The organism is Stieleria sedimenti, assembly GCF_025060895.1.
GTDB lineage: Bacteria > Planctomycetota > Planctomycetia > Pirellulales > Pirellulaceae > Stieleria > Stieleria sedimenti.
Window position 1 is genome coordinate 1 of the sequence record NZ_JANZKV010000222.1, and the last position, 26,895, is coordinate 26,895.

Genomic DNA, 26,895 nt, shown 5'->3' on the forward strand with positions numbered 1-26,895 from the left:
AACGGCGGTCCCTACCGCGACAATGATTGTGGCTCCGCGATCGGAGCGGACAGAACATCGTTCTGCCCCGTATCATTCTGCCATCGGAAACACTTTCGCAACGAGCGGCCGACTACCGTTTCTTCTTGGTCGGCGGACGTTTGCGTTTGCTCGGCGGCTCGACCGGGGCTTCCGGCGTTTTCTGGTTCACCTGGTCGAGCAATTTTTCGGTCAGTGTTTTCTTACCACTGCCCGATTTTTTTTTGGTCGCCACCGCGTCGATCACATCGCCGTCGGCGTCCAGGTCAAAGTGCTTGCCCTTGGGCAGGGTCTTCTTGACCAACAAGCGTTCGCCGATGCCCCACATGCTGCTGGCGATGAAGTAGATGCACAGGCCGGCGGGGACGCGGAAGAAGAACAGCCCCATGAACAGCGTCATGATCGTCATCACTTTTTGCGTCATCGCGGTCTGTTCGTCGGTGGCCGGCGGCATGAACAGTTTTTGCTGGGTGATGAACAGCACGACGACGAAAATCGGCAAGATATTCAGATAGGGTCCCAGCCATCCCGTGCCGCGACCGGCGATAAATTCCGGCATCCAGTCGCCCCAGTACATGAATTGATCGGGGGCGGCCAAGTTAGAGGCCCAGCCGTTGGGCGACCACAGCGGTTTTTGCCTCAGGTCGATGTCGACCGACAGGGCCCGGTACAGCCCCATGAAAATCGGCAACTGCAAAAACATCGGCAAGCAGCCGGCCAGCGGGTTGAACCCGACCCGCTTTTGCAGGGCCTGCTGAGCCTTCAGGCGGCCTTCCATGTCGTCCTTGTATTTCTCCGCGATCTTCTTCATCTCCGGAGCCAACTCTTGCATCCGCTGGGCATTGACCGCCGCGTTTCGGCTGAGCGGGAACATGCAACCGCGGACGATCACCGTCAGCAGGACGATGGCGACGGCGTAGTTGCCGACGATGCTTTGCAAAATGTGCAGCAGTCCCGAGAGCAGGCTGGAAAAGAAGGAGAACCAACCGTAATACACAAAGTCGCCGATCCCATATTGCTCCAGCAACTCGGGTTCCTTGGGGCCGGCGTACATCCGCAGCGACTGGCCAAAGGCCTGGCCGGGAGGAACCTCGATCGTCTTGCCGTTCAAGAAATACGAAACGTTGACGGCTCGCTCTTTGTGTTTCTCCACATCCTCTTCATCGGCAACGATCGTTGCGTTGGCTCGGTCGTAAGCCCCCAGCGACGTCTTTTCGTCGGGCGGCATGAACGCGACGGCGAAATACTGCGCGTCGACTCCGATGTAGTTCAAATCGCGACCCGCCTCGCCGCTGTCGGAGGCGAAGATCGCGTAGTTGGGGTCCTTGGGGTCATTGCGTGCTTCTTTCAGCAGCGTCATCCCGCTGACCAAGCGATGTCCTTCGGCGGTGGTGCGATAGACCACGTCGCGGGCGGCCGCACCGCTGAAATTGGGGCTGATCTTGTTGCTGTACCACCACCCTTCCGGCGTGATCCCGTTGGGGCCTTCCAGTCTCAATGCCAGGTTTTGTGCGGTCTCGCCGAGGTTGACGACCTCGACGTCCATGTCGACGACATAGCTTTGCGGATTCAGGGTGAACGATCGCGTCATCCGCACCGCTTCGCCGCCGATCGGCTGCAGGGCTTTGGAGCCGATCGTCGTCTCAAAGCGGATGGTTTGGCGACCATCGTCACCGGTTTGTTGACTGGCCGTCCACATTTGGGTTTCCGGGTCGGCCAAGGTTTGCAGCGAACGCTCGCCGATGGGGATTTCCTTGCGGCCCACTTGAGCCAGGGTGACCAGGCATGACAGACGAGACAGGTTGCCGGGGATCGCATCCTCACCCCCGTAGCTTGCCAGCCGGATCAGGTCCAAGGGATGCTCAGACAACTTGGCTTCAAACAGTAGCGGTTTCGCCGTCGGTCCGCCTCGGACGACCTCCACGGTCACCGTGTCGCCCGGTTTGGTGGTCACCAGCGATTCCTGGATGTCGTTGACCGAGGAAATCGGGGTTTCGCCGATCGCCACGATCACGTCTCCGACCTGGATTCCTTTTTCACCGCTGGTGGCGACGGCGAGCGCGGCGGGCGTCCCCGGACCGACGACGTTGACCGTGACGCCGTCGATCTGTGCGTTCGTCCGGCCGGCAAAGTACCCCAAATAACCGCTGCGTGTGTCCACACGACGGTACGCAAAGCGGCCTTCCTCGTTGCGGGTCGTGATCTCCATCCGCTCGATCGCGCCGCCCTGATTGCGGAACGTGATCAGCAGATTCTGTTTGTCGGCCGGATCCATCGAACCGATGGTGAACCACTTGGTCGTACCCTTGGTCGACTGGATCCCACCCTCTTCCGTCTCCGCATCGCCGTCCCCCAACACTTCTTCGCTGGTGGGGGGAGCCGGTTCGCTGGCCGCAGCGGTTTCGTCGTTCTGCTCGGTAACCTCTGCCGCCTGGTCCGCCAGCGGCCCCTGTTCGGGCTGTGGCGGTGCGACGACGGCGCGGAGGGACAGATAAAAAAAGAGGAATGCCGCCGATGCGACGACAAACGTGTAGGTGCGGCGATCCACGATCGATCCGGTTGGGTTTGGATGTAGGGAAGTTCACCGGCGGTGATTTGACGCGGTTCGACACGCCAGGATTCAGTCCTGAGCACTAGGGTGTGTCAGGGAGTGCCAGGGAGTGATGGTGCGGTGGTTTCAATTGGGGGCGGAAAACGGGCATTCCGGGCGCGTATTCTGGCCCCCAAGGCGGATCTTGGGAAGACGAAGCCGGCAAGAAGCCTGAGCGGAAACGCCAGAACCGGCTGAAATCGGAACACTCGGGGAAAATTGCCTGGCCGGAGGAGCAAATTCTCTCCATCTCTTCGCCTCGACGGGAGCCCCAGGGAACGTCGGCAAGACTCGGCAGCGGATGGGGCGTCCTTCCAGGGCTAATGCAAACATCAACTTTCTGATCCGGCGGCTGACACCGCATCCCCCGCAAACCGGTCGCACCGTTTCGTGTCTTTCGGTCCAGCAGACTTCAATTGACGCCTCCGCGCCCCTTCTGCTATTCCCGACGGGCCAATTTCCCTCTCGGCTATGGATACTCACCGATGACTTCCACTCGACATTTCGGCTTGGGCCTTTCCCTGGTCTTGATCGCCATTTGCACCCCTCGTGATGCCCTCGCCCAGGCGAATCAGCAGCGTGGCGCGACGTTCGGCGGAATCGCCGGCGCGATCGCGGGGGGGCTGATCGGTGATCACAACGATGAAGCCGGCGCGGGCGCCGCGATCGGTGGGGTCGTCGGTGCGGTGGCCGGAGGCATCTTGGGGAACGCCGCCGACAAAGAAGCGGCGCTGGAACAGCAACGGGCGGCTTATTACCAGGCACAGCAACAACAGTATGCCGCTCAGCGGCAGGCCGCGGTCCAGCAATCCGCCGTCACGCTACAGGACGTGGTCTCGATGTCGCGAAGTGGGCTCAGCGACCAGGTGATCATCAATCAGGTTCGGCAACGCGGCTACCTCGGCAAACTCGCCGTCGCCGATATCATTGCCTTGCATCAGCAGGGTGTCAGCGAAAATGTGATCACGGCCTTGCAAACGGTCGGTCCCCCAGCTTCGCCCGCCCCCGTCACCGTCGCTCGCCCGACGCCAACGGTGGTCGAGCAACGGATCTATCGCCCGGCGCCGATCATCATCGAGCAACACACGCTGCCGCATTATCCGCCGCCGCACTATCGGCACGGACGTCGGCCGATGTTCTACTACCACCACCACTGATCAACCGTCGGACAGGCCTTGCCGCGCCCTCAACCGCAGCACCATGGCTGCGGTGACCGCCATCACCAAGAGCGTGCTGAAAGTAAAGTAGCCGACCACGATGTGTAATTTCCCGGCATTCACCTCCGGGTTCTCCGGCGCGATTTCTTCGTTCAGCGGTAACGCGAACAGCGCCGAAAACGGGCTCGCCACTCCGGTCCAATCGGCCTGGGCGATCAGCGGGGCGTTCATTTCCAGTGTTCTCGCCAGTGTCGAGAGCGCCGGCGGTGCGACGTACAGCATCAGCAAAACGGCATAGGTCGTCAGCAAAGCGATCGACGACTTGCGTGTGAACAGGCTGCACGCCAGTGCGATCACACAGTTGACCAAACAGACCACCGCGATGATCAAAAACATGCCCAAGACCGTCAAGCCGTTGGACCAAAACGACGTGTTCAGCGCCGCACCCAGTATCAAGGGCCACATCAGAAACGACGTCAGCACAAAGCTGATTCGAAACCGCACCACAAATTTTCCCCACAGAATCTGGACGGGCGAAAGCGGCGTCGTCAGCAGTAGGTCCAAGGTCTGACGTTCGCGTTCACTGGTGATGCTGCTGGCCAGGAACGATGGCCCGACCAGCATGTTGAACACGATCACGTAAACGCCGAACCAGGGCGCATGTTGTTGTTGAAAGAACAAGAACACACCCATCATCGGGATCGCCAGCAAAATGCTGATCTGGATCACCAGACGCAACATCAACGTGCCTTGGCTGAAGATCTCGCTGTGCAGTTCTTTGTCGTAGACGGGATTCGCCCCGTCGGCCATCATTTCGTCTTTGCGTGGCGGCGCGAACAATCGGTCGGGAAACTGGTCCGGTTGAATCACCAGCCCGACCGCCTCTTCGGCTTCACGTTCCAAATCGATCACTTCTTTGCCTTCGCTGCCCACGTCCGGCGGATAGAGCATGCGCCCGGCTGCGGCGGCCCCCATCAAGATCACGGCGGTCAGCCCGAAAGCCGGGAAGACGATCGCGGAGATCTTGAGCCGCAAGTCACCCTCGCTGGCCATCGAGGCCCAAAACAGGCAGGCGCCGATCACCAACGGCAAGATCGCCAGGTAGCTGACCACCAACGCACTGCTTGTCCGCGGAAAATAGCTGCTGGCCATCACGCCGATCGTACCGAACAGGACCACCGAAATGATCAATCCCAGGTAGGCGGCCAACACCTCGTAAACACTCACGCCCCCCAGCGGCAAACACAAGACGATGATCGGCAGCGAACCGATGATCAGCATGCCGATGTGGGTCAGCGAGGCCACGACCTTGCCGATGATGATCGCGCCAGGCCGCAGTGGACTGGCCAGCAACATCTCGTACGTCTTGCGCTCTTTTTCACCCGCAATCGTGCCCGCCGCAAAGCTGGGGGCCATCAGCGAAGCGATCACGTATTGCCCCAAAAAAAACAGGTTCACCAACTTGGTCGCCGAGGGCGGGTTCGACGTCAGGTCCAGCCGCTGGTCCGAGGGCCACGCGGCGACGACCACCGTCGCCAACAACAACTGGTAGGCGGCCAGCAACACAAAGGCGCGCTTGGTACGCAGATTGACCAGCAATTCGCGTTGCAGGACCGGGTTTTCGAAAACGTACATGGATGAAAAGACTTCCGTATCACGGGACATGCCGACGGGGGCGTGCGCACAAATCGAAAAGGGCGGGGATTCCTGGAAGCCGATCCCACACGTCCGACATTCTACGCGATCGGAGTCTTGGAGTTTTCGCCGGCCTGCTCGATCACATATTTTGGGACGGCATAGCCGGGCAGCCGCGCCCGCAGTTGCCCGAGGAGCTGTTTGCCGCGTTCGATATCCACCCAGAAATGGCCGGCCCCGCGGACGCGATCGAGTTGATGCAGATAGTAGGGCACGACGCCCGAATCGACCAATTTCAACGACAGATTTGCCAATGCGTCGACCGAATCGTTGACCCCGGCCAACAGCACCGCCTGATTCAGCACCGAGATCCCGGCACGCCTCAACCGATCCAGAGTCGCGACGACGTGCGGATCGATTTCTTGGGCGTGATTGCTGTGCACGACGACCCAGACGGCCAAACGCGAGCGGTCCAGTCGGTCGACAAGCTCGGCGGTGACCCGTTGCGGAATCGCGATCGGAAGCCGGGTGTGAATCCTCAGCCGGCGGACGTGGTCGATCGCTTCGATCCGGTCGATCAAGTCCGCCAACACGTCATCGGTCAACGTCAACGGGTCGCCCCCGCTGAGCAACACTTCCTCGATCGAGTCGTCAGCTTGAATGTATTGCAAGGCCGGCGCCCAGGACTGTTTCCGGGATCCGTTTTCTAGGTAGGGGAATTCGCGCCGGAAACAATAGCGACAATGCACCGCACAGGCCCCGTGCGTGACGATCAATGCCCGCCCGTCGTACTTGTGCAACAACCCGCCGCCTCGTTGGGCCGGTAGATCGCCGACGGGGTCAGGCACGAACCCAGGCCGCTCGCCGAGTTCGGCCGGGGTGGCCAGGACCTGGCGCAAGATCGGATCGTCGGGATCGCCGGGGGTGATTCGGGAAACAAGTTCGAGGGGCACGAAAGTCGGGAACGCCTCCGCCCGCTCCGCCTGGGGGGCCGCCGCGATGCCCAGCAACCGGCGCAGCTCGCTCTGAGAGCGGATGGCGCGTTTCATCGCCGTCTGCCAGCCGACCTGGCGGGTGTTCGCGGCAGAGAAACGGGCACCGTTTTTCGACGCGGTGGCAGCGGGCGAACAATCAGAACGTGACATGAATCCGGTCCCGGGGCGGTTTCTGGAAGGTTCGGGAAAACTAGCTTCTACCCGGTCGGGACAAAACCGCCCCTGCTCGGTAAACTCTCGCCCCGATGGGAGTCATTGAAACTCCTGATCGCCCCCGCAGAAGTCTGTATCACGGAGCCGGACAAACCGATGGCAACTTACAACACCAGCGATTTCCGAAAAGGGCTGAAAGTCCAAATCGATGGAGAACCTTACCTGATGACGGACATGCAGTTCGTCAAGCCGGGCAAAGGCAACGCGCTTTACAAGTGCAAACTGAAAAACTTGATTCGGGGCACGACCTTGGATCGAACTTACAAGGGCGGCGATTCGTTGGAAGCCGCCGACGTCCAGACCACCGACGTGTCGTTCCTGTACCGCCAAGGTCCAGACTACGTCTTCATGCACCAAGAGACGTTCGAGCAATATGAAGTGCCCGAGAATGTCGCGGGGGACATTTGGAAGTACCTCAAGGACGGCATGATCTGCACGATGACGACGTACAACAGCAACCCGATCATCGTCGAGCCGCCCACCATGGTCGAACTGGAAGTCACCGATTGTGCCCCCGGCGCCAAGGGTGACACCGCGACCAATGTGACCAAACCGGCGATGGTCGAAACCGGTGCGGAGTTCATCGTTCCCGGATTCATCAAGACCGGCAATGTGATCAAAGTGGACACGCGAACGGGCGAGTACAGCGAACGCGTCAGTAACTAAATGGTCAACCCTCTCCTGCTTCCCGAACTCCGAGAGATGTTGGCCGAAAGTAATTCGGCCGAGCTGGTCGAGTTCTGCACGGCGCTCAATCCCGGACGAACCGCGGAATTCATGGAGGGGCTCGAGGACGTCGACCTGTGGTCGGTGTTGCAGTACGCGGATCTGGATCGACGCGCGGAGATTTTCTCCTACTTCGACGAACAGCGCCAAGTCGATCTGTTGCAAAGCCAGGAGCCGCGTGAAGTCGCCGCGTTGGTCGACAGGATCGCATCGGACGACCGCGTCGACCTGATCCAGCAACTTTCCCCGGCACGCGTCAAGGCGATCTTGCCGCTGTTGCCGGTCGAAGACCGCCGCGACATCTTGCGACTGTGTTCTTACGAAGAGGGCACCGCCGGCGCGTTGATGACGTCCGAAGTCGCGATGCTCGCCGAGTCGCTGACGGTGTCCGAGGCGCTCAAGGAGCTCGGCAAGCAGGCCAGCGAGCTGGAAACGATCTACTACCTGTACGTCGTCGACAACGACAACCTGCTGCGCGGCATCGTGTCGACGCGGCAACTCGTTTCATCTTTATCGCGTACCGAGCGTACGCTCGGCGAAATGATGGAAACCGACGTCGTTGTCGCCGAAGTCGACGAGGATCAAGAATCGGTCGCCGAAAAAGTCGAGCGATTCAACCTGCTCGCCATCCCGGTCGTCGATTCGGGGCGCCGGTTGCTGGGGATCATCACCCACGATGACGTGATCGACGTCGTTCGAGAAGAGCTGACCGAAGACGCCCATCGGATCGCCGCCGTCGAACCGCTGGAACAAGATTACTTGCGGATCGGTTTGCTGACGCTGTCGTGGAAGCGGGGTATCTGGCTGATCATCTTGTTCTTCGCCGCGCTGTTGACCGCGTTCGCGCTGGAACATTATCACGAAGAGCTGCAAAACTATATTTGGTTGGTCTCGTTCATTCCCCTGATCATCAGCGCCGGCGGAAACTCGGGCAGCCAGTCGGCGACGCTGGTGATCACGGCGCTGACCGGCGGTCAGTTGGAACCAAGGGATTGGCGAACCGTGATGCAGCGTGAAATCGTGGTGTCCTGTGTGCTGGGGGTTTTCCTTTCGACGATCGGTTATTCGGTCGCGATCTTCATGGCGCCGACACCGTTTGCCGCCTTGGTGATCCCGCTGACCTTGCTGGCCGTGATCATCGTCGGCTGTTTCTTCGGCGCCGCGCTGCCGTTGATCTTCCAAAAACTCGGCCTGGACCCGGCCATGATGAGCAACCCCTTCGTCGCGGGAATCGTGGATATTTTGGGCATCGTGATCTATATTAATATCGCTCGGTTCATGCTGTAGAAAGCCAAGTCGCCCCCCTTCTGGTGAGGCCGCGGTCTGGGTTCTCTCAGGGGCAAGTCCCAAGCCGCCTGATCCATTTATCTCGGAGTGCCCGGAGCGTCTGACCATCTTGGAATTCGATCGCCGCCGACAAAAACCATTGGGATTCGAACGGCTTGAGCGAAGACGCGTCTTGGCCGCTTCGTTCGACGTCGAACCCAATGACCGCATTGACGACGCCCAGGTTCCCGCGTTGGAACAATCGATTGCGGTTCCCCAGCTTTCTCGTGGCATCGTCCGAGGCACAGTCTCCGGATCGGATTCGGACGTTTTTCGGATCGAAGCCGATCGAAGCCGATGAAGTCCTTGTCACAATCCGCTCCACTGACATCTTTTATGGCCCCGTCGTTCCGGGCAACTCCAGTGATTCCCTACGGATCAGATCACTCAATGCGGCGACCGTCGGGTTCGGGGCGACGTGGTTGCACTTCGGCCGGTCGGACGAACCCATCTTCGTCCGGGTTTCCAACGATGCCCCATTGCAAGCGACGTCCTATGAATTGTCCGTCTTGGTCGGTCACGAAATTCAATTCGAATCGGAGACGAGGACGGGGAATGATATAATCCGCAATGCCGTCGAGCTTCAGTGGATCCATTCGACGTCGCGGCTTGATACGCAGATCGTTGCGACCGCGACGCTCGGCGATCCTTCCTTCCGCGACGTCGATTTTTTCGCGCTCGGCAACCGCGACGCTGCGGACACGATCACCGTCACGACCCGAAAAACCGAATGGAGCACCGGCTCCCCACAAATCCAGGTGGTCGATGCATTCGGCGGGGTGATTGCGCAATCAACTTCGGGACAGCCAAGTTCAACTCAGCATCTGACCGCAACGATCCCGGAAGATGGAAAGTACTATGTGAAAGCGACTTCCGCCGGCCAGCAGGAAGCCGACTCGCATTGGTTGTTGGAAGTGGGAATCGTGGATCGAATCGCACCGCAAGTCGACGACGTCGAGGGACTACCCGCACCGGATGCGACGGGAAGCGATTTCATTGACCAATTTGAAATCAAGTTCGACAGCGAAATCGATCCTGATTCGCTGACCGACGAAGACGTGGAACTGCTCGGCGCCGGACCTGACCAGCAGTTTCAAACGGCGGACGATCAAGCCTATCATTTGCAGGTTCAATGGCGTGGACCGTCGCTGGTTGCGGTGAGCCTGATCAATCAGCCACTGGCGGACGGACCGTTTCGATTGTCCGTCTCAGATCAGGTCCGCGACGCGGCAGGCAATGTGCTTGCCGGCGGAAACGGATACCGGCACACGTTTGCGATGGATGCGTTGTTGGCCGATGAAGTCTTTGAAGGATTCACCGGCGACGAAGCCGCGACTGCGATTCCGCTGCCCTTGGAATCCGATCCGGGCGGCACGGGTTGGTTGCGCAGCCCCTTCGCCGCCGGATTGACCGAAGAAACCAACCGGGGACGCGACGAAAACCAACAAGTGATCACCGACTACGACTGGTGGAGCTTTCAGGGACGTGCCGACGACGTGGTCGACCTTGTGGCGAACGAACGCCCATTGGCCGGACCGACGCGATTTGAGTTGGCCTACGCGGCCACCGATTCCCAGGCGGTGATCGTTCTGGAACCCCAGTCACCGGTCCAGTATCCTACGCGTCCACAGCTGGCCAGATACGTTCTTCCTGCGTCGGGAACCTTTTATGTCCGCGTCAGCTCGCACTGGCGGAGCGGCTCACATATCTCGTTGGGGCCGGTCAACCCGTACAGCTTCGGATTGAGAATCAGCCGCGAACAAGACGTTGAAGCTTATGAGGTCGCCGCAACCAATGATTTAAACGGAACTTCGACCGACGCGACCGAGATCGCGTTCATCGGTGCGCCGGGATCTAAGTTTGGCAGCGTCGGCGGGACCCTGAACAGTGACACGGACCGAGATCACTTTCGCCTGGGCACGCTGAACGCGGGAAACCAGATCCGTGTTGACGCGAGCGATCTTCCGTCCTGGTCGCCGGCTCAACCCCAAATCCGGGTGTACTATCGCGATGCCGACAATGCTGGATCCAGAGTTGACCTGCCGATTTCCTCGGACGATCCGTTGGTCATCCGTGCGGAGGCCCCGAGGGAGACAGAGTATTTTGTCGAAGTGGTTCAAGACGACACGTTTGACGACGTGCTCGATCCGGCCGATGGCCAGTATGTCCTGAAGGTCTCCATCACTGACACGACACCGCCAGCGGTGACGGAGCTGCGGGGCTTGCCCGGCGAAGGAGAATTCGCGACCCATTTGATTGATGCATTCACGTTGGTGTTCAATGAATCGGTTGCACCGGAATCCGTCGCGTCGTCGGGAATCACACTCACCGCGTTTGGAGCCGATGGTGTGTTGGGAACGACCGATGACGTCCCGATCGAGTTGCAGGTGTCGCCATCGGATGTGTTAAGCCGGTGGGACGTTCGGTTAGCCGCTGATCCGCTACCGCTGGGCAGCTATCGATTTCAAATCGATGGTCCCGTCGCAGATTTGGCGGGCAACGCCTTGGTCGGCGCAAACGGTTCGCAAGCGTCGCCGGCATTTGCACGAGAGTTTTCCGTCGTCAATCAACCGGATGATCGCGTCATTGAGATCTCTGATCGCGAGGTTCCGGGGCTCGCAACCCCGTTGCAATTCATCAGCGACAATCGGGGAACAGGTTGGCAACGAAGCGAGTTGGCGTATGGGAAAATTCAATCCGATGACGACGTCGATTGGTGGCAGTTTGATTTACAGGCGGGCGTCCGACTCCAAGCGATCGCCTACTCGCTCGAAAGCTCGACGCGGGGGACGTTGTATGCGCCGAAGTTGACGTTCTATCAATTGGACCAGGGGCAGAGGGCTGAGGTTACCGACGCAGTTTATCCGTCCGCGGGGCACTACCTGGATACGTTTCAAGCGATCAATGACATTTCCCAGTCGGGCACGTACTTGGTCGCAATTGAGCAACTCTTTGCGGGGCAACGCGGCGACTATGAACTTCGACTCTTGACCAGCGATTCGTCGTCGACGGAGTTTGATTTCCCGCCCTATTACTCCGATTTCAGCGAGAACGCGTTCGCGTGGGATCACGTCGACTTTGTCGCTTCAGCGACGTTCCACGGCACGTTGAACTCGCACCGTGACGAGGACGTATTTCCGCTGGGGTACCTGCGCGCCGGCGATTCGATTACGATCGAGCCGACCACCGTACCACACTGGTCCTCGGCGCATCCCCGCGTCGAGTTGCGACGAGGGTACACGCCAGTCGCGGACCAGTCTCAATCAGACGACGTCTTTTTTGCGACGATTCCTGCCGATGGTTGGTACAGCGTTGTCGTCGATGGATATCTTTCCGATTCGAAAAGCATCGATGGGCAATATGCGGTCGATGTGACTTGGCAGGACAATGTCGCCCCCCAGATCGTTTCGGTGGACGGTATTCCCGCCGCTGGCGGAACTCAAGACGAAGCCGTCTCGTCACTGACCATTTTCCTCAGCGAGCCGACCAATATCGAAGACGTGTTGAACACCGCGATTTCGATCGTCGGTGCCGGCGACGACGGCGTCTTTCAAACGGGTGACGATCAACAATTCGAACCCCGGCTGGACTATAACGCCGACGACTTTTCGATTTCGGTTCGGCTGGGTGACGACTGGCTTTCGGGGCAGTCCTATCGATTGACTGTCTCTGACGTGATCCGTGATCTCGCCGGCCGGCCGCTCGACGGTGACGGTGACGGCGATATGGGAGGCGACTCTGTCCATGAATTCACCATCGCGTCACTCGGTGCTCCGTACCTGCTCGAAACTCCCGGTAACGACGATTTTCTTGGGGCGACCGAGTTGACGTTTGAGGACGTCGATCGCGATGGAACCGGATGGATGAGAACCCAGATCGGACTCGGTCGACTTCAATCGGGCGATTCCTCCGACTGGTGGCGTTTTTCGGTACAAGAGGGTGATTCCTTCCTGATCGATCTTCAACCTCAAGCGCGCTTTATCGGCATGACGGCACAACTGATGAGGCTATCGAGGGATGGAGACAGTGTGGAAGCCGTTTCCGCAAATCCACTCTTCGGTATGAAGCAGCAATGGGACAACGCCTTCATCGCCGAATCCGATGCCACCTACCTGTTTCAATTGCAACGTCCCGGTGAAACGATCGATATTGAGTATACGATTTCAGTCCAGGCCAATCGTAGTCATTCAATTGAAGTAGAGAGCGACTGGTATCCGAATCGTTTTTCCACACCCGATCCCAGCCCGATGCGTTTCACGCCTTCCGAATCGGGGCGGCGAGGATCGATTGCAGGCCGATTCACCGGGTCCGAAGATTTGGATGGATACTACTTGGGCGTCCTGCATGCTGGTAGCGAAGTGGTTTTGGATGTCACCAGCGTTCCCGACTGGTCCGGGGTCACTCCCCGTGTGACGCTTCGAGCTGAGCCCTTCGAAAGAAACGCCACCGTGGAAACGGTCGTTGACATGGCCCCCGGCGATGGCGTCTTCCGAGGAACCATTCAGACCGAAGCGTTTTACTACGCCCATCTGGACTATCGAACCATCATTGCTGACGATCGGCGATACACGCGATCCGACGATGCGGTCCAATGGTTTGAAGCGTTCGATGCCGGATATCGTCAAGGAGCTCCCATGGTTTCGATCGGATCCGCACGAGAAAACGCGGTGCTGGCGGACTTCTTCGGCGCCGGTCACTTCATCGGATTGTGGGATCCGAGCAAAAGCGGAACGTTTCGGTGGATCGACGGATCCCCATTGACGTTTGAGGCTTGGAAAGTTGGCGAGCCCCGCAGCAGTTGTTGCCCGGTCGCCACGCGATACGCTGTACTGGCAGACCAAGGACGTTGGTCGACCGCTACTTCGGGACAACGGACCTGGATCTCTGAGCAGCCGATCGATCAACAGGGCACTCCGCCGGATGAGCCTTGGGTCAACGTCCGCCGCAGCGCCCAGTATGTCCTGGATGTGACGATTGATGACAACGTCCCACTGGGGATCGACCGAATCACCGGTCTGCCCGGCGAGGGCGAAGTGCTGGATGTTCTACTGCATCGATTTGCCATCGAGTTTTCCGAACCCTTCGACAAAACGGGCGTCGCGGATTCAATTGAACTACGAGCGGCCGGAAATGATGGTCAATTCGATACCGACGATGACCGGATCTACGCGTTTGATTCCCTGGACAGCGATGATGCGGAGTCGCGGACATTGAGGGTCAATGTCGCGGACGGCCCACTGACCGATCAAATGCATCGGTTGACGCTCAAGGACTCGCTCTCCGACTGGGCCGGCAACGCCCTCGACGGAGACGGCGACGGGCAGGCCGGAGGTGACGTTGTACGCATCTTTGATGTCGACGCGGTTGCCGACGATATGGTTTTTGAAAACCTGGCAAGCCACTTGCCCGAAAACGCTACGAGGGTGCGGTTTCAGGCCGACACGCTGGGGACCGGATGGCTGAGCAGCGAAGTTGGTCGAGGCGAATTTAATGAGGTCGACAATGTTGATTGGTGGTCTTTTGAAGCCCGCGCCGGTGAACACGTCGAACTGATTTTAGAAGGCACCATCGAATCAAGTCGCAACCAAATCCAGATCGGCTACATCGACGATCTGTCGGGTGATCTGATCGTTTTGGAAACGTACCGCGGTAACGCGTCCTACCAGATCATGATTCCTCCCGCGCTGGTCGTCCCGCTGGATACCGTTTACCTCGTCGGCGTCACGGCGCTTGCGGGACTTCCCTTTTGGAACACGCCACCGAGCTATCTGCTGCACGTCGGCCGACAAACGACAGGATCAATTGGTGCGGAATCCACTCTCCCGGTCGAGATTTGGTCGCATTCGGAGGAGCCAGCTTCGGACGCCGAAAAGGTCGAGAAATCCGCTTCCGTCGCCGGATCCATTTTCAGTCCCCGCCATCTGCTTGCGGGCACGGATCGAGATGATTTTCATTTGGGCACCCTTCATGCCGGTCAGCATGTCATGGTGGACGTTTCCCAGACGGCCTGGACCGATGCCCAAGGATTCCTGCGTGTGTTCGACGATCAGGGAAAACAATGGCACTTTGACGTGATCAGCAAATCCAACCGACGCGTCGAGTGGGTTGCTCGCCAATCGGGGTCATACCGCTTGTCTTTGGATTTCGTCGACGGCGCTCAACTGGATGCCCAATATCTGTTCGACGTTTCAGTCTCCCCGCCCGAATCGCTGCCTGACCTGGTGGCGGAATCGGTGTTGTCAAAGTTGCCGATCTCGGTTGATCCACGCGAACCGCTGAAGCTGTCTTGGACCACTGCGAACCGGGGGACGGAAACGGCGTCCGGGCCCTGGGTAGAACGCGTCTATGCAACGCCCCAAATCACGCCCGATGCGTCGCTCGCGGACCGAAAATTGATCGCGACATTGACGTTCGACACCCAACTCGCACCGGGACAATCGGTCAATCGAACGGCTTCGGTCCGGTTGCTTCAATCACTGACGCAGGGCCGCAATTACTACTTTTCAGTGGTCGTCGACGCAGAGAATTCCGTGACGGAAACCGACGAACAAAATCAATTCATTCAACCCGTCAGCCACGGAATCGCTCGTGTGGTGTCCACCGAGTCGTCACAACAGCCGGTTGTGTTCGACGCACAATCGAGCGGTGATCTGCCACGGCAAATCATCGTCGCTGGGGAAACGTCGCCCGAATTTACGGCCGGTTGGACTGTCAACGCGCCTCTGTTTTCGACCAGCGGCTTTTTGCATCATTTGGCCAGCACGCGTGGTCAGGTCATGCTGCTGGATAACCGCCCTTGGACGAATCCCGTTCGTCGTACGGACGTCGACCACGACGGTTTGGCCAGCCCACGTGATGCGTTGATCGTGATCAATCAAATCGGCGACCCGGACTGGCAGATGAATGACGTTTTGAAGGCTCCTGCTCCAGGCAAGCTCCACCACTATATCGACGTCAACGGCGATGGTAGGGTCACTCCGCTCGATGCGCTGATCGTCATCAATTCGATCGGCGATTCCGCCGTCGCCAGCTAGTGCATCGTCAACTCTTAAACTTGGGGTGAACAGCCTGTCGACGCTGGAATGACAGGCTGGAAGCCAATCCCACTCGGAACAGGACGATCTTCTCCGAGCGTGCGTGACCGCACACCAATTCTCAATTCATTGTGGTGGCGGTAAACTTCGGTTCGTTCATTTCTTCCCACCCACTCAACCGCAGCTGCCATGACGGATTATCGAACCGAACACGACTCCATGGGTGACGTTCAGGTGCCGGCCGACGCCTATTACGGCGCCCAGACTCAACGCGCCGTCGAAAACTTCCCGATCAGCGGCTGGCGTTTGCCGCAAACGATGATCAGTGCCATGGGCATGGTCAAGCACGCCTGCGGCGTCGCCAACCGAGACCTCGGCAAGTTGACCGGCAGCGGCAAAAACCCGCTGACGGATTCACAGGTCGACGCCATGCTGGCCGCCGCCGAAGAAGTGGTCGAAGGCAAACTGGCTGCTGAATTTCCGGTCGACGTCTTCCAAACCGGAAGCGGCACCAGCAGCAACATGAACGTCAACGAGGTGATCAGCAATCGCGCGATCGAAATCGCCGGCGGCGATCGGACGGCGTTGGAAAAGCCGATCCATCCCAACGACCACGTCAACATGGGGCAGAGCACCAACGACACCTTCCCCACCGCCATTCATGTCGCGACCGCCGTTCAAATCCAGACCGCGCTGATCCCGGCACTGGAGTCTCTGCATGCGTCCTTGGTCACCAAAGCGAAAGCCTGGGACAAGGTGATGAAGATCGGACGCACCCACCTGATGGACGCCACCCCGCTGCGGCTCGGTCAAGAGTTCGGCGGGTTCGCGCGGCAGGTGGAACTGTCGATCGCGCGGGCCAAGGTGGCTCGCGATGCCGTGCTGGAATTGCCCGTCGGCGGAACCGCGGTCGGCAGCGGAATCAACACGCACCCTGAATTCGGCGCCCGTGTCGCCGCCGCACTGAAACAACGAACGGGCATCGCGTTTATCGACGCGGTCAATCATTTCGAAGCCAACGCCCAACGCGACGCCTTGGTTCAATCGCACGGCGAACTGAAGTGCATTGCGCAAACGTTGTTCAACCTGGCCAACAACATTCGCTGGTTGGGTAGCGGTCCACGCTGCGGATTTTACGAGGTGCAGCTTCCGTCGCGACAACCCGGCAGTTCGATCATGCCTGGCAAGGTCAATCCGGTGATGTGCGAGTCGATGATGCAGTTGACCGCTCGCGTGATCGGCAACGACGGCACGATGACGCTCAGTGGCGCCGCCGGCGGCAATTTCCAGCTCAACATCATGATGCCGGTGATGGCCCACACCGTGCTCGAATCGATCGCCTTGCTCAGCAGCGGCTCCAGTGCGTTTGTCGAATTCTGTGTCGAGGAGATGGAGGCGAACGAAGAATCCTGCAACGCGGCGGTCGAGCAAAGCCTGTCGATGTGCACCAGCTTGAATCCGTTGATCGGCTACGACAAGGCAGCGAAACTGGCCAAAGAAGCCTTTGCGAGTGGCCAGACGATTCGCGAACTGTGCCTGGAACAGGAAATTTTGGCCGAAGACGTTCTGGCCGATGCGTTGGATCCTTGGAAGATGACCGAGCCGCAGGGTTGAGCGTTTCGCCGCTTGTTCCCCGGCTCCGCCTTCTGTCGACGCACCGTGTGTGGCGGAGGACGTCAATTTGATTACTGCAAGATTCATGGCTCCCTTCTCCCCCACAAATCGTAACAAGCTTGCTTGTCGATTTGTGGGGGAGAAGGGCTGGGGATGAGGGGGCTGGTGATCGGTTTTGCAGCCCACATCGATCGTCGCGGAAGTCGCTATGCCTTTCGCAGCGCCGGCCCTCTCTGGCGTTTGCTTGCTGCGCAAACGCCGTCTCTCCCAGAGGGAGAGAATCGAAATCGGTTGCCAAATCCTGCAGTAAAAGAATCGACGTCCCGAGCCACACCGGCATTGCGTTCCAGAGAACCGCAAACGGACGGCTCGCGCCGTTCCGCTAACACGTTCAGCGCCGCTCGCTGACGCTTCCCGCTGGAATGAATCCGCTACGTTGATTCCGTTCGGCCGCGCCAGGCGACTTGACGCCCGGCGAGGTGATTGGCCAGCGCGATCCACTGCAGCACCACGAACACCAACGTCGCCGGCACGTGACAGACGGCCCCGAACCAGGACTGTCGCAACCGTGCCGCGGCGACCAGACGCGGTGCATGGGCCAACACCAACGCCAGCGTTGAAATCGCGATCGCGATCGGTTTCCTCTCAGCGACCGAAACGGCCAATGCAATCAACGGCAGCACGCTGCAGCCGAGCAGCAAGACGGTGAACACGACGATCAGCCTGGGATTGGCGATCCCTTCGATCGCGTTCTTCAGCACGCCGCGAACCACCTCTGCCGCTCCCCGGTACATCCGGCAATCCGCCAGTCCGGAACCGTCGACCACGTCCGTCATGATGCCGACGGATCGGTACGCGCGCGGCAATTTCACTCCGTCGTGCCGTGACTGCTTGATCGCCTCGTGAGTGCCCGCCTTTCGGTAGGCATCGCGGGTGGAAAGAAATAATTGCCCGCAACCGGCGGCCAGACTCGCGTCACCATGGGAACGCATCCGCGAAAAAGGCAGGTAGCACAGCAAAATAAAGTGCATCATCGGGATCAACCATTTCTCCAACCACGTTCCGGTGATCTGGTGGGGAAAGGCGCTCAGTAGTCCGACGTCGGTTTGGTCTTGGTATTGCATCAATCGCCACAACCCGTCGGGCTTTAAACGAACATCGGCGTCGATGAAGACAAATCGATCGCTGGTGGCCGCATCAGCCAATTGCCGACAGGCGTGTTGTTTTCCGTTCCAACCGGTCGGCAACGGCCGTCCGCGAATCAGTCGCACGCGCTGGTCAGACTGGGCAATCCCGGTCACGATTTCGGCGGTGGAATCCGACGAGTCATCATCGAGCACGATGACTTCGATCATGACGTTGTCGCTCGACAAGGCGGCTTGGATGCAGTCGCCGATTCCCGTCGCTTCGTCACGCGCGGGGACAAGCACCGAAATTTGCGGTGCCGAATTGGCATCGGTGTTTGACGGAGGTTTGTCATCGGTGCCGAGACATTGAAACAGCCGCAGGTTGGCCAAGAACATCGCGGCCGGAAAGCTCGTCAACACCAAAGCCGCGATCGCCAAAAACAGGGTCATTGAAATTGGTCTCCGTGACCTGCCTTGAAGGATTTGCCCGTCAACATCGCTTTGACACGCCGACAGGAATCGTACACCCAGCCTCCCCCACGCGTCCCGCTGAGCAGGTTGTCGAACGGTTCACACGATCGCGAGATGGTCAATTCGGCCAACCGCGTTTGAGCGTCGCGAAGTCCGCCGGCCAGGTGTTTGGCCCAATCCGGCTTGGACCATTCCGGGTAGTCTCCCGTTCGCAGCGGCACACCGAGCGACACCAGACAAACCGGCAGCCGTTCCTCCCAGAACACATACTCCAAGGCCAGCGGCAGCGCGACGGCATGGTCGGAACGTTTACACAGGTGCGACAGGCCGGGCATCAATTCAGCGCCGTGGTCACGCACGTCCGCGAACCGGCCTTCGGGAGTGATCCAGATGGCGGAATCTGGTTGATTCAGGATCGAGACGCTTTTCTTGAGAAACGATGCGGCCCCCGACGTGCTGGAGAGTTTGACGCCGTAGAAGCCGAGCTTTTCAAAGACGCTGTATTGTTCCAGGGCGTCGGAATCGATCGGGGCGAAAAAATGGCGTTGAGGAAACAGCGCGCGGTGCAAGAAATGAGCGATCAGCGGATCCCACCACGAAGGATGATTCGCGTAGACGATCAACGGTGCGTCACTGGCGAAGTCGGCCGCGGGGTGCGTCGAGCGATCAATGGCGATGGAATGAAAGTGACGACGGAGATAAGGTCGCAAGAAAGCGTGGAAGCCGCCGAGAAACCAAGCGGCCGATTTCTTGACCAGCAATTCGTCGCCCTGCGTTTCGCGCACACGGGCCTTCGTCATGGAGTCCGTTGGGGGCAATGGTGTTGGTGTGATCAGAAGGACGATTTCAAGTTGTACCGGATCGAAGCGGCGCCAGCTTGCCACCGCGGACATCCTGGTCCAACGAATCGGCCGCAATCCAGCCGCTCATCATCACCATCGGCATGCCCGGGCCGGGGTGTGCGGCTCCGCCGGCCAAATACAGTCCACTGAGATCCTTGCGGCGATTGCCCGGCTTGAACGCGCCGAGGAACTTGCCGTGACTGGCCAACCCATAGATCGCACCATTGAGCACGCGATAGCGGTTGTGAATGCCTTCGGGCGTCAACGCCGACTCGTGCACGATCGCATCGCGGATCCCCTTCGTCCCGGCGCAGGATTCCATCTTGTCGAGAATCACTTCGCGATACGCCGGCAACATCTTTTTCCAATCATGATGCTCGCGCAGGTAAGGCGTGTGGACCAAAATGTACAACGACTCGCAACCCGGCGGCGCCACTTCGGGCTCACTGATCGCCGGGGCGCAGACATAGGCGGTCGGATCGGGCGCCGGTTCGCCGCGATCGTAGATGTATTCGAATTCCGTCTCGGGGTCTTTGGAGAATACAAAATTGTGGTGCAACAGTTGTTCGTACCGTCGGTTCAGCCCCAGGTAGAGCACGACTCCGCTGCAAGCCGGGGAGTACGTGTTGCTCTTTTCGAATTTCGTCGCTTGCGGCGTGTCTTGCAGCAGTTCACGGTAGGTGCGGACGGCATCGCAATTGCTGACCACCGCGTCGCAGGGCAGCGTCTCTCCCGACGCCGTGATCACTCCGGTCACCCGATTGCCGCTGGTTTGGATCCTCATCACATCGACGCCGGTGCGGACTTCGACGCCCAGCTCAACGGCCAGTTTGCACAGCGCTTCGGGGACCGCGCGGGTTCCTCCGACCGGATACCAAATGCCTTCTTCGGTCTGCATGTGGGCGATGCTGCACAGGACGGCTGGCGAGGCATACGGCGACGAGCCGACGTACTGGGTGAAGTGGTCCATCATCTGTGCGACGCGGGCATCCGGAACATGCGATCGCACCACTGAGGCGACGCTTTTGCCCATCCTCAGCGAGAGAACGTCCTTGAGCACTTTCAACGAAAACGCTCCGCCGACGTCCATCGTGTCCCCGAGACCCCCGATCGATCGCCAAAAGAAAAACCGATCCGAGACGCCATGCAGGTGTTCGCTCAAGTGGATGAATTTTTCATAGCCGTCTCCGTTCACGTCGCTGCCGGTGAACGCTTTCAGTCGGGCTTTCATTTCGGTGGTGCTGGAGACCAGGTCCAGGACAGTGTTTTCTTGGACCTTGCCGACTTTGCCATCGCTTTCAAAGAAGCAGCGCCATTGCGGATCGAGCGGCAAGATTTCCAAGTAGTCTTCCATCTTGCGATCTGCTTCGGCGAAGACGCGTTTCAACACGCTCGGCACGGTCAAGATCGTCGGCCCCATGTCGAATCGGTAGCCGTCGGCGCAGTGTTGGGCGGCTTTTCCTCCCACCCAATCGTTCTTGTCCAACAAGGTCACGCGATGTCCCCGAGCGGCCAACACGCAAGCACTCGACAAACCCGCCAGGCCGCTACCGACGACGATGACGTTTAAACTATTGGAATCGGCTGCAATCATGTTTGCTCTCGATTGGATGGATGCCCGGGACTATAGCCGGGTAGGAAGCCTTCGGCGCTTGCACGGGCGGTTTACGTCTTTTTGACGCCCCCGACCATCCGCCGCAACCCGGCGAGTCGTTTTCGGACTCCGCCAGCGTGCATGATTTGCAAAACACCGTGCAGCATCTGCTGGTCGGATTCAGACCGGGGCCGCAGATGTGGCGCGATCGGTCCGCGGCGTCGGCTGATCACCTTGGCCGCGGTCATCGCCAGCAATCCTTCCGGCCCGCGCGTCACCCCGAATCCGCTTTGCCCCCGGCCGCCGAACGGCAACCGCGGATCCGCCGTCGGTGCGATCAAGTCATTGATCGTGACGGTTCCGACATTCAATTGATTTGCCACGTCGGCGGCCGCCGAGTGCGGTCCAAACACGCTGGCGGCCAACCGGTACGGACAACCATTGACTAGCCGAATCGCGTGATCGGTGTCATCGGCACAGATCACCGACAGCACCGGCGCGAAAATGTCCGCCGACGCGATCTCATGGTCTTCAGCAACCCGGTCCAACAGCAACGGATACATCGTCCCCTCGTCTCGCAGCCTGGTTTCGCAGTATCGCCCCAGCGGGTCAACCGCACCGGCCTCGAACGCCTTCGCAATCTGGTCGGCGACCGAGGGGCGGGCCGCGGGGTGGACGATCACCGGCGGTTGATCCGCCAGAGTTGTTTGCAGTCGGTCAAGGATCACATCATGCTCGGCTCGCGGCAGGATCAATCGCCGCGGCGCGATGCATGTCGCGCTGCCGTTGAAACTTAATCCAAACCGCAACGCATCCATCAATCGCCGCTCGTCAACGCCCGGTAAAACGACCACCGCATCGCATCCACTGAGTTCCATGATGGAAGCGGATAACGTGTCTGCGGCGCCGTGCAACACCTTTCGGCCCGTCTCGGCGGCCCCCGTCAACACGATCAAATCCACTCCATCGGCGATCGCGCCGACCGCCGCGGAGGTGTCCGAATCGAGCAAGACCAGTTGATCGGCCGGGACGCCGCAAGCATGAAAGCACTCGACCAGGATGGTGGAGGCTGATTCGGCACCGACGGCGGGTTTCAACAGAACCCGATTGCCGGCAGCGAGAGCCTGGGCCAGTTGGACGCCCGGCAATAGCAACGGATAGTTCCAAGTGCCGAGCACAAGCACTTTGCCCAGCGGCACACGATGAACGACCGAATGCACGCCGATCAGCCAGGCCGGTCGCCGCCAGATCCCGACACGTCGAGGTGCAAGGATCTTGGGGCCGCGTTTGGCCAAAAAACGCATCGCCGCACAGAGCGGAAGCAACTCGCTGGTGATCGTTTCGACCGGATCGGTTCGTTGATCGGAACTGCAGGCCTGGATCAGCTCCTCGGATCGATCACAGAGTGCCGCGGCGGCCGAACCGACGATTCGGCATCGTTTTTGGGAAGAGAGTTGTTGCCACATCACACCCACTGTAGCCGAACCCGGCGCGGTTTTCGAAGGGAGGAGTGACGTGGGGTAAGCATCTTGCTTGCCACCCTGGCCGGCTCCGCCGGCTCGTTCCGGAGGCGGAGCCTCCAAGGCAGCGTGTTCCCAGGCGGAGCCTGGGAACAAGTCGAATCGTTCGTTACCGAGTCGCCTTGCCGCTCTGTGGGGCGGTGGCGATCTCTTTGGCGGCGACGAAGAAATTGTCGACTTGGGCGGTGTCCTTGAGTCGATCGAATTCCTTGGCCATCTCGGCGGCGAACTTCTTTTCCGTCAGGTCCCGAACCAGTTCGCTGCGAACCGCTTCGATGTCCGCGACGATCGGTTTGGTCCGCCCCTGGCACTTCATGATGATGTACTTGTCACCGGTCGCGATGATCCCGCTGAGTTCACCTTGTTTGAGTGCGAACGCTTGTCGCTCGATCGTCGGCTGGCCGCTGTACTTGCGGATCGGCGGAACCTTGCCGCTGTTGCTGGCCGAAACCGGTTCGATGCTGTACTGCTCGGCCAGACGTCCGAAGAATTCTTCCGACGGGTTATCGCGGGCCATCTTCCAGACCTTTTGTGCGGTCCGTTGGTCGCTCAACACACAGGCCAGGATTTCCACGCGGGGACCGAAATTCGATTCGAAGCCCTGCTGCATGTCTTCTTCGGTGACGGCCACGCGATCTTCAACCAATTTTTTCAGTGCAACGCTGGGCCAGACGACGTCTTTGACGTAGATGTCATAGGTCGTGTCGCCGTCGCTGGTGACCGATTCGGTCCAAGCTGCCAAGTCGGCCGACCCATCGCTGCGGATGTAGCCATAGCTTTTCGCCGCGCGGGCGATCTCGGCTTGCAAGTCCGTTTCGGCGACCGTCTTCTTGGCTTTGGAAAGACCTTGGGTCAGCAGTTTTCGATTGATTTCACCGTCCAAGACGTCTTTGCCGTGTCGCTTGACACACTCGGCGGCCAATTGGGAAATGCTGATGCGTTGGTTGTTCACGATCGCCGCGACGCCGGGATACTGTTGCATCAGCTCCGCGTTGCCGAGGACCTTCACCAGATTGGCGTCGCGTTGCAGTTTCGCGAACAGCTCGCTCGCGGCACCCTTCATTTTTTGGTCACGAATTCGGTCGCTGATCTGTTCACGAATCGTCGGCATCGCCGTCATCGGCGGCGTGGTGGCCGGAATGCGTCGAACGGCCTGCAGAAAAATCCATTGATCGGCCAATTGCATCACGGGCGAGATCTGGTCGTTGGCCAGTGCAAACGCAGCTTCTTCCAAACGCGAATCGCCGGTGTAACGTCGAATCGGGGGAATCAATCCGCCGACGCTGGCACTGACTTCATCTTCGCTGTGCGCTTTGGCGAGTGATCCGAAGGCTGCCGGCGTGGTCGTCGCTTGCTGGTGCAGCTGGCGTGCTTTTTGTTCGTCGGCCACCATGATCATCCGGCACTTGACCGCCTCGCCGTACTGGGCCAAGTACGCGCGGTTGAATTCGTCTTCGGTCGGCTCCACTTGATCGGCCACCAGTTTTCGCAGCGCCAACATCGGCCACACGATCTCGCGGCCGTATTGGCCCGGATCAATGTCGCGTTCTTCTTGCAACAGACCCAAATAGTCCGGCACGCTGAAGCCGAACTTGGTCGCCAAACGCTGGATTTCCTGTCCCACTTCGGCCTGAGTCACTTCCAGGCCGCGGTCTTTGCAGGCCTGCAGAATCAGCTGGCGGTTGACGATCACGTTGTCCAACACCGTTTCGCCGTAACGTTCCAAGGTTGCCGTTGAAAGCATTTGGCGGGTGATCGGATCGGCGTTCACCACCGCGACCACCGAATTATTTTCCTGGCCCGCCGCGGGCGAAACGGACACAGCGGCCGAACCGATGAAGACGGCAGAGAAAACGAGGGCGGCAAAAAAGCCTTGGGCGGGAAGGGCTGAGCCAACGGCAAAACGGATGTTGCGTTGCCTATTCGTAGAAACCATGGCGATCACTCCTTTGAATCGTTCGCACGGGTCATGCGTTGCGGGAATCGACCCGGAAAACCACTCGGTCCGGTCGACTGACCCGCGAAAGTAGAAAAATTTCCGTTTCGCCTCAAGTCGAATCCCAATCCTGCCGACCGGCGGCACTGCGGGTGGGCTGCGTAATATCGCCGTCTCACGCCATCGCTAAATTTCTGCCGAATCGATTCTGCGATGCACCAGCGATGAGCATGGAGCGGTTGGGCATCAATAATACGATGGACATCAGCCGATTCGCGCAAGCGTTCGGGCCTCGGCAACCACGGAGGGCCCGTAGGCTGGCGCCAAACGGCTGATCCCACGAAGCCCCCAAGGGAATCGAAACCGCCAAAATTCTCCGAACGAATGCACGTTTCAACGGAGAGATCTTGCGCAACCCAACCTCCGGGTGGCAAGCCTCGCGGTCAGGCTCGACAATAGTACCCCATCGCCAGACCCTCTCCCGTCCCCATCGAATTCCCGACGAAGACTCGCCGACGTGCAACACCCCAACATCATCTTCATCATCACCGACCAGCAACGTTATGACACGATCGCGGAGCTGGGTTACCCGCACGTTCACACACCCCACCTGGATCGACTGGTCCGCGAAGGTGTCTCGTTCGATCAGTGCCATGTCTCCGCAGCATCCTGCGCCGCCGCCCGCGCCAGCCTGTTCAAGGGATACTTTCCCCACACGACCGGAATCCTCAAAAACGCCGATCGCTGGCGGAGGAGTTGGATCGAGCGGCTCAACGATGCAGGCTACTATTGCGCGAACATAGGAAAAATGCACACGTGGCCGTTCTTGACCGAGTTGGGCTTTCACGAGCGATTTGTCGTCGAAAACAAAGACCGCTATCTGGAAGGTCGCTACTTCTTTGACGAATGGGACAAGGCACTTCGCTTTCGCGGGCTGGTCAAACAACAACGCGAGCAATACCGCAAACTTCCCGACTACCACGAGTCGCTCGGCGCATTCGACTGGGAATTGCCCGAAGACACCCACCCGGACTTCTTCGTCGGCGACATGGCCAAATGGTGGATCGAGTCCACACCCAAGAAAGACCCGCTGTTCTTGCAGATCGGGTTCCCCGGACCGCATCCACCTTATGATCCGGTGCCACGCTACACCGAGCGGTATCTGAAACAGGACTTGCCGTTGATACCGATCACCCAGGAGGAACTGGAAGGGCAACCCCCGGCGCTTCGAGAGTTGCGCGTCCACAATTCGCAGATCGACCATGATTCGGTGGTGATGCCGTTGGACGTGACGCCGCAGCAGCGTCAGCGCCAGCGCGCGTATTACTTGGCCAACGTGACGATGATTGACGAAAAGGTCGGCCAGATCATGGCGGCGCTCGAAGCGGGTGGTTACGCGGAAAACTCGATCGTGATCTTCACCAGCGACCACGGAGACTGCTTGACCGATCACGGCCAAAGCCAAAAGTGGACGATGTACGAACAGATCACGCGCGTCCCGATGATCGTCTGGGCACCCGGTCGGTTCGATCAGGGCCGGCGGGTCGACGGGCTGGTCCAGCAAATGGACTTGGGGCCGACGATTCTGGAGTGGGCCGGCGTCGACGTGCCCCCGGACCTGGAAGCCGTCTCGTTGGCTGCTGCACTGGAAAACCCGGACTCGTTCCAAGGACGCCCGTTTGTGTATTGCGAACAGGTCAACGATGCGGTGTTGACCGGCTGCGAATTCATGACGATGGTTCGCGACAAGACCCACAAGCTGGTCCACTTTCTCGATGAACCCCACGGCCAGTTGTTTGATTTAGTCGCCGACCCCGACGAATTGAACAACCTTTGGGACGAGCCGTCAGCTCAGTCGCACCGACGGCGACTGCTCGACGAGTTGCGTGAATGGCGAATCCGCAGCGGCGTGCACACCAAAGACTGGTGCCGCGACCATCGGTAATCGTCGATGACACCAACGGGCGCTGGTGTGCAGGCTAAAGCCCAATACCGCTAAGTTAACATGAATGAGGGGGCCCGGACGCTGGCGCGAACCGGCTGATGTCAAACGAATATCAGCCGTTTGGCGCGAGCCTACGGGCCCTCATCTGAAGA

Annotated in this window: 14 protein-coding genes; 6 read left to right on the forward strand and 8 right to left on the reverse strand. The window is 59.4% G+C overall.

Features of this window, described 5'->3' with window-relative positions:
• Nucleotides 1-112 precede the first annotated feature (112 nt).
• The gene (locus NZK35_RS26585) at nt 113-2,566 is read right to left on the reverse strand and encodes a YidC/Oxa1 family insertase periplasmic-domain containing protein (RefSeq protein ID WP_259635553.1); all 2,454 of its coding nucleotides are present in this window, start codon (nt 2,564-2,566) and stop codon (nt 113-115) included.
• Between the two features lie 527 nt (nt 2,567-3,093).
• Here NZK35_RS26585 and NZK35_RS26590 point away from each other — a divergent pair.
• Nucleotides 3,094-3,765 (forward strand): glycine zipper domain-containing protein, encoded by a 672-nt coding sequence (locus NZK35_RS26590; protein ID WP_259635554.1) that lies wholly within the window; start codon nt 3,094-3,096, stop codon nt 3,763-3,765.
• Here the strand turns inward: NZK35_RS26590 and NZK35_RS26595 are convergent, their stop codons facing one another.
• Together NZK35_RS26595 and epmB are read right to left on the reverse strand one after the other, a co-directional pair.
• The gene (locus NZK35_RS26595) at nt 3,766-5,430 is read right to left on the reverse strand and encodes an ABC transporter permease subunit (RefSeq protein ID WP_259635555.1); all 1,665 of its coding nucleotides are present in this window, start codon (nt 5,428-5,430) and stop codon (nt 3,766-3,768) included.
• Nucleotides 5,431-5,501: 71 nt separating this feature from the next.
• On the reverse strand, nt 5,502-6,545 hold the full coding sequence (gene epmB / locus NZK35_RS26600) for an EF-P beta-lysylation protein EpmB (protein ID WP_259635556.1): 1,044 nt from the start codon (nt 6,543-6,545) through the stop codon (nt 5,502-5,504).
• Between the two features lie 159 nt (nt 6,546-6,704).
• Here epmB and efp point away from each other — a divergent pair, with 159 nt between their 5' ends.
• The 4 genes from efp to NZK35_RS26620 all read left to right on the forward strand — a co-directional run bounded on the left by efp (nt 6,705) and on the right by NZK35_RS26620 (nt 17,308).
• Nucleotides 6,705-7,274, forward strand: a complete 570-nt coding sequence (gene efp, locus NZK35_RS26605; protein ID WP_259635566.1) for an elongation factor P — start codon at nt 6,705-6,707, stop codon at nt 7,272-7,274.
• A complete protein-coding gene (gene mgtE, locus NZK35_RS26610; RefSeq protein ID WP_259635557.1) occupies nt 7,275-8,621 on the forward strand; it encodes a magnesium transporter in 1,347 nt (448 codons plus the stop codon).
• A gap of 200 nt (nt 8,622-8,821) precedes the next feature.
• Nucleotides 8,822-15,694, forward strand: a complete 6,873-nt coding sequence (locus tag NZK35_RS26615; protein ID WP_259635558.1) for an Ig-like domain-containing protein — start codon at nt 8,822-8,824, stop codon at nt 15,692-15,694.
• Between the two features lie 189 nt (nt 15,695-15,883).
• Nucleotides 15,884-17,308 (forward strand): class II fumarate hydratase, encoded by a 1,425-nt coding sequence (locus NZK35_RS26620; RefSeq protein ID WP_259635559.1) that lies wholly within the window; start codon nt 15,884-15,886, stop codon nt 17,306-17,308.
• Nucleotides 17,309-17,739: 431 nt separating this feature from the next.
• On the opposite strand, the gene NZK35_RS26625 is transcribed toward NZK35_RS26620, so the two are convergent.
• The 5 genes from NZK35_RS26625 to NZK35_RS26645 all read right to left on the reverse strand — a co-directional run bounded on the left by NZK35_RS26625 (nt 17,740) and on the right by NZK35_RS26645 (nt 24,798).
• Nucleotides 17,740-18,885, reverse strand: a complete 1,146-nt coding sequence (locus NZK35_RS26625; RefSeq protein WP_259635560.1) for a glycosyltransferase — start codon at nt 18,883-18,885, stop codon at nt 17,740-17,742.
• Nucleotides 18,882-19,706 carry a lysophospholipid acyltransferase family protein gene (locus NZK35_RS26630; RefSeq protein WP_259635561.1) on the reverse strand — a complete coding sequence of 275 codons (825 nt, stop codon included), beginning with the start codon at nt 19,704-19,706 and terminating at the stop codon, nt 18,882-18,884. The genes NZK35_RS26625 and NZK35_RS26630 overlap by 4 nt, the downstream gene beginning before the upstream one ends.
• Nucleotides 19,707-19,752: 46 nt before the next feature.
• Nucleotides 19,753-21,342: a phytoene desaturase family protein gene (locus tag NZK35_RS26635; RefSeq protein WP_259635562.1), complete on the reverse strand. Its 1,590-nt coding sequence runs from the start codon at nt 21,340-21,342 to the stop codon at nt 19,753-19,755.
• 71 nt (nt 21,343-21,413) lie between these two features.
• Nucleotides 21,414-22,958 carry an aldehyde dehydrogenase family protein gene (locus tag NZK35_RS26640; RefSeq protein WP_259635563.1) on the reverse strand — a complete coding sequence of 515 codons (1,545 nt, stop codon included), beginning with the start codon at nt 22,956-22,958 and terminating at the stop codon, nt 21,414-21,416.
• A 13-nt stretch (nt 22,959-22,971) separates the two neighbouring features.
• Nucleotides 22,972-24,798 carry a peptidylprolyl isomerase gene (locus NZK35_RS26645; RefSeq protein WP_259635564.1) on the reverse strand — a complete coding sequence of 609 codons (1,827 nt, stop codon included), beginning with the start codon at nt 24,796-24,798 and terminating at the stop codon, nt 22,972-22,974.
• Between the two features lie 517 nt (nt 24,799-25,315).
• On the opposite strand from NZK35_RS26645, the gene NZK35_RS26650 reads away from it, so the two are divergent.
• Nucleotides 25,316-26,743 carry a sulfatase family protein gene (locus tag NZK35_RS26650; RefSeq protein WP_259635565.1) on the forward strand — a complete coding sequence of 476 codons (1,428 nt, stop codon included), beginning with the start codon at nt 25,316-25,318 and terminating at the stop codon, nt 26,741-26,743.
• The last annotated feature ends 152 nt before the right edge of the window (nt 26,744-26,895 follow it).

What these genes read in the sequence shown, in the direction of transcription:
- NZK35_RS26590 (WP_259635554.1), top strand. Translation starts at nt 3,094, where the DNA reads ATGACTTCCACTCGACATTTCGGCTTGGGCCTTTCCCTGGTCTTGATC.
- NZK35_RS26595 (WP_259635555.1), bottom strand. Translation starts at nt 5,430, where the DNA reads ATGTCCCGTGATACGGAAGTCTTTTCATCCATGTACGTTTTCGAAAAC.
- epmB (WP_259635556.1), bottom strand. Translation starts at nt 6,545, where the DNA reads ATGTCACGTTCTGATTGTTCGCCCGCTGCCACCGCGTCGAAAAACGGT.
- efp (WP_259635566.1), top strand. Translation starts at nt 6,705, where the DNA reads ATGGCAACTTACAACACCAGCGATTTCCGAAAAGGGCTGAAAGTCCAA.
- mgtE (WP_259635557.1), top strand. Translation starts at nt 7,275, where the DNA reads ATGGTCAACCCTCTCCTGCTTCCCGAACTCCGAGAGATGTTGGCCGAA.
- NZK35_RS26615 (WP_259635558.1), top strand. Translation starts at nt 8,822, where the DNA reads ATGACCGCATTGACGACGCCCAGGTTCCCGCGTTGGAACAATCGATTG.
- NZK35_RS26620 (WP_259635559.1), top strand. Translation starts at nt 15,884, where the DNA reads ATGACGGATTATCGAACCGAACACGACTCCATGGGTGACGTTCAGGTG.
- NZK35_RS26625 (WP_259635560.1), bottom strand. Translation starts at nt 18,885, where the DNA reads ATGACCCTGTTTTTGGCGATCGCGGCTTTGGTGTTGACGAGCTTTCCG.
- NZK35_RS26630 (WP_259635561.1), bottom strand. Translation starts at nt 19,706, where the DNA reads ATGACGAAGGCCCGTGTGCGCGAAACGCAGGGCGACGAATTGCTGGTC.
- NZK35_RS26635 (WP_259635562.1), bottom strand. Translation starts at nt 21,342, where the DNA reads ATGATTGCAGCCGATTCCAATAGTTTAAACGTCATCGTCGTCGGTAGC.
- NZK35_RS26645 (WP_259635564.1), bottom strand. Translation starts at nt 24,798, where the DNA reads ATGGTTTCTACGAATAGGCAACGCAACATCCGTTTTGCCGTTGGCTCA.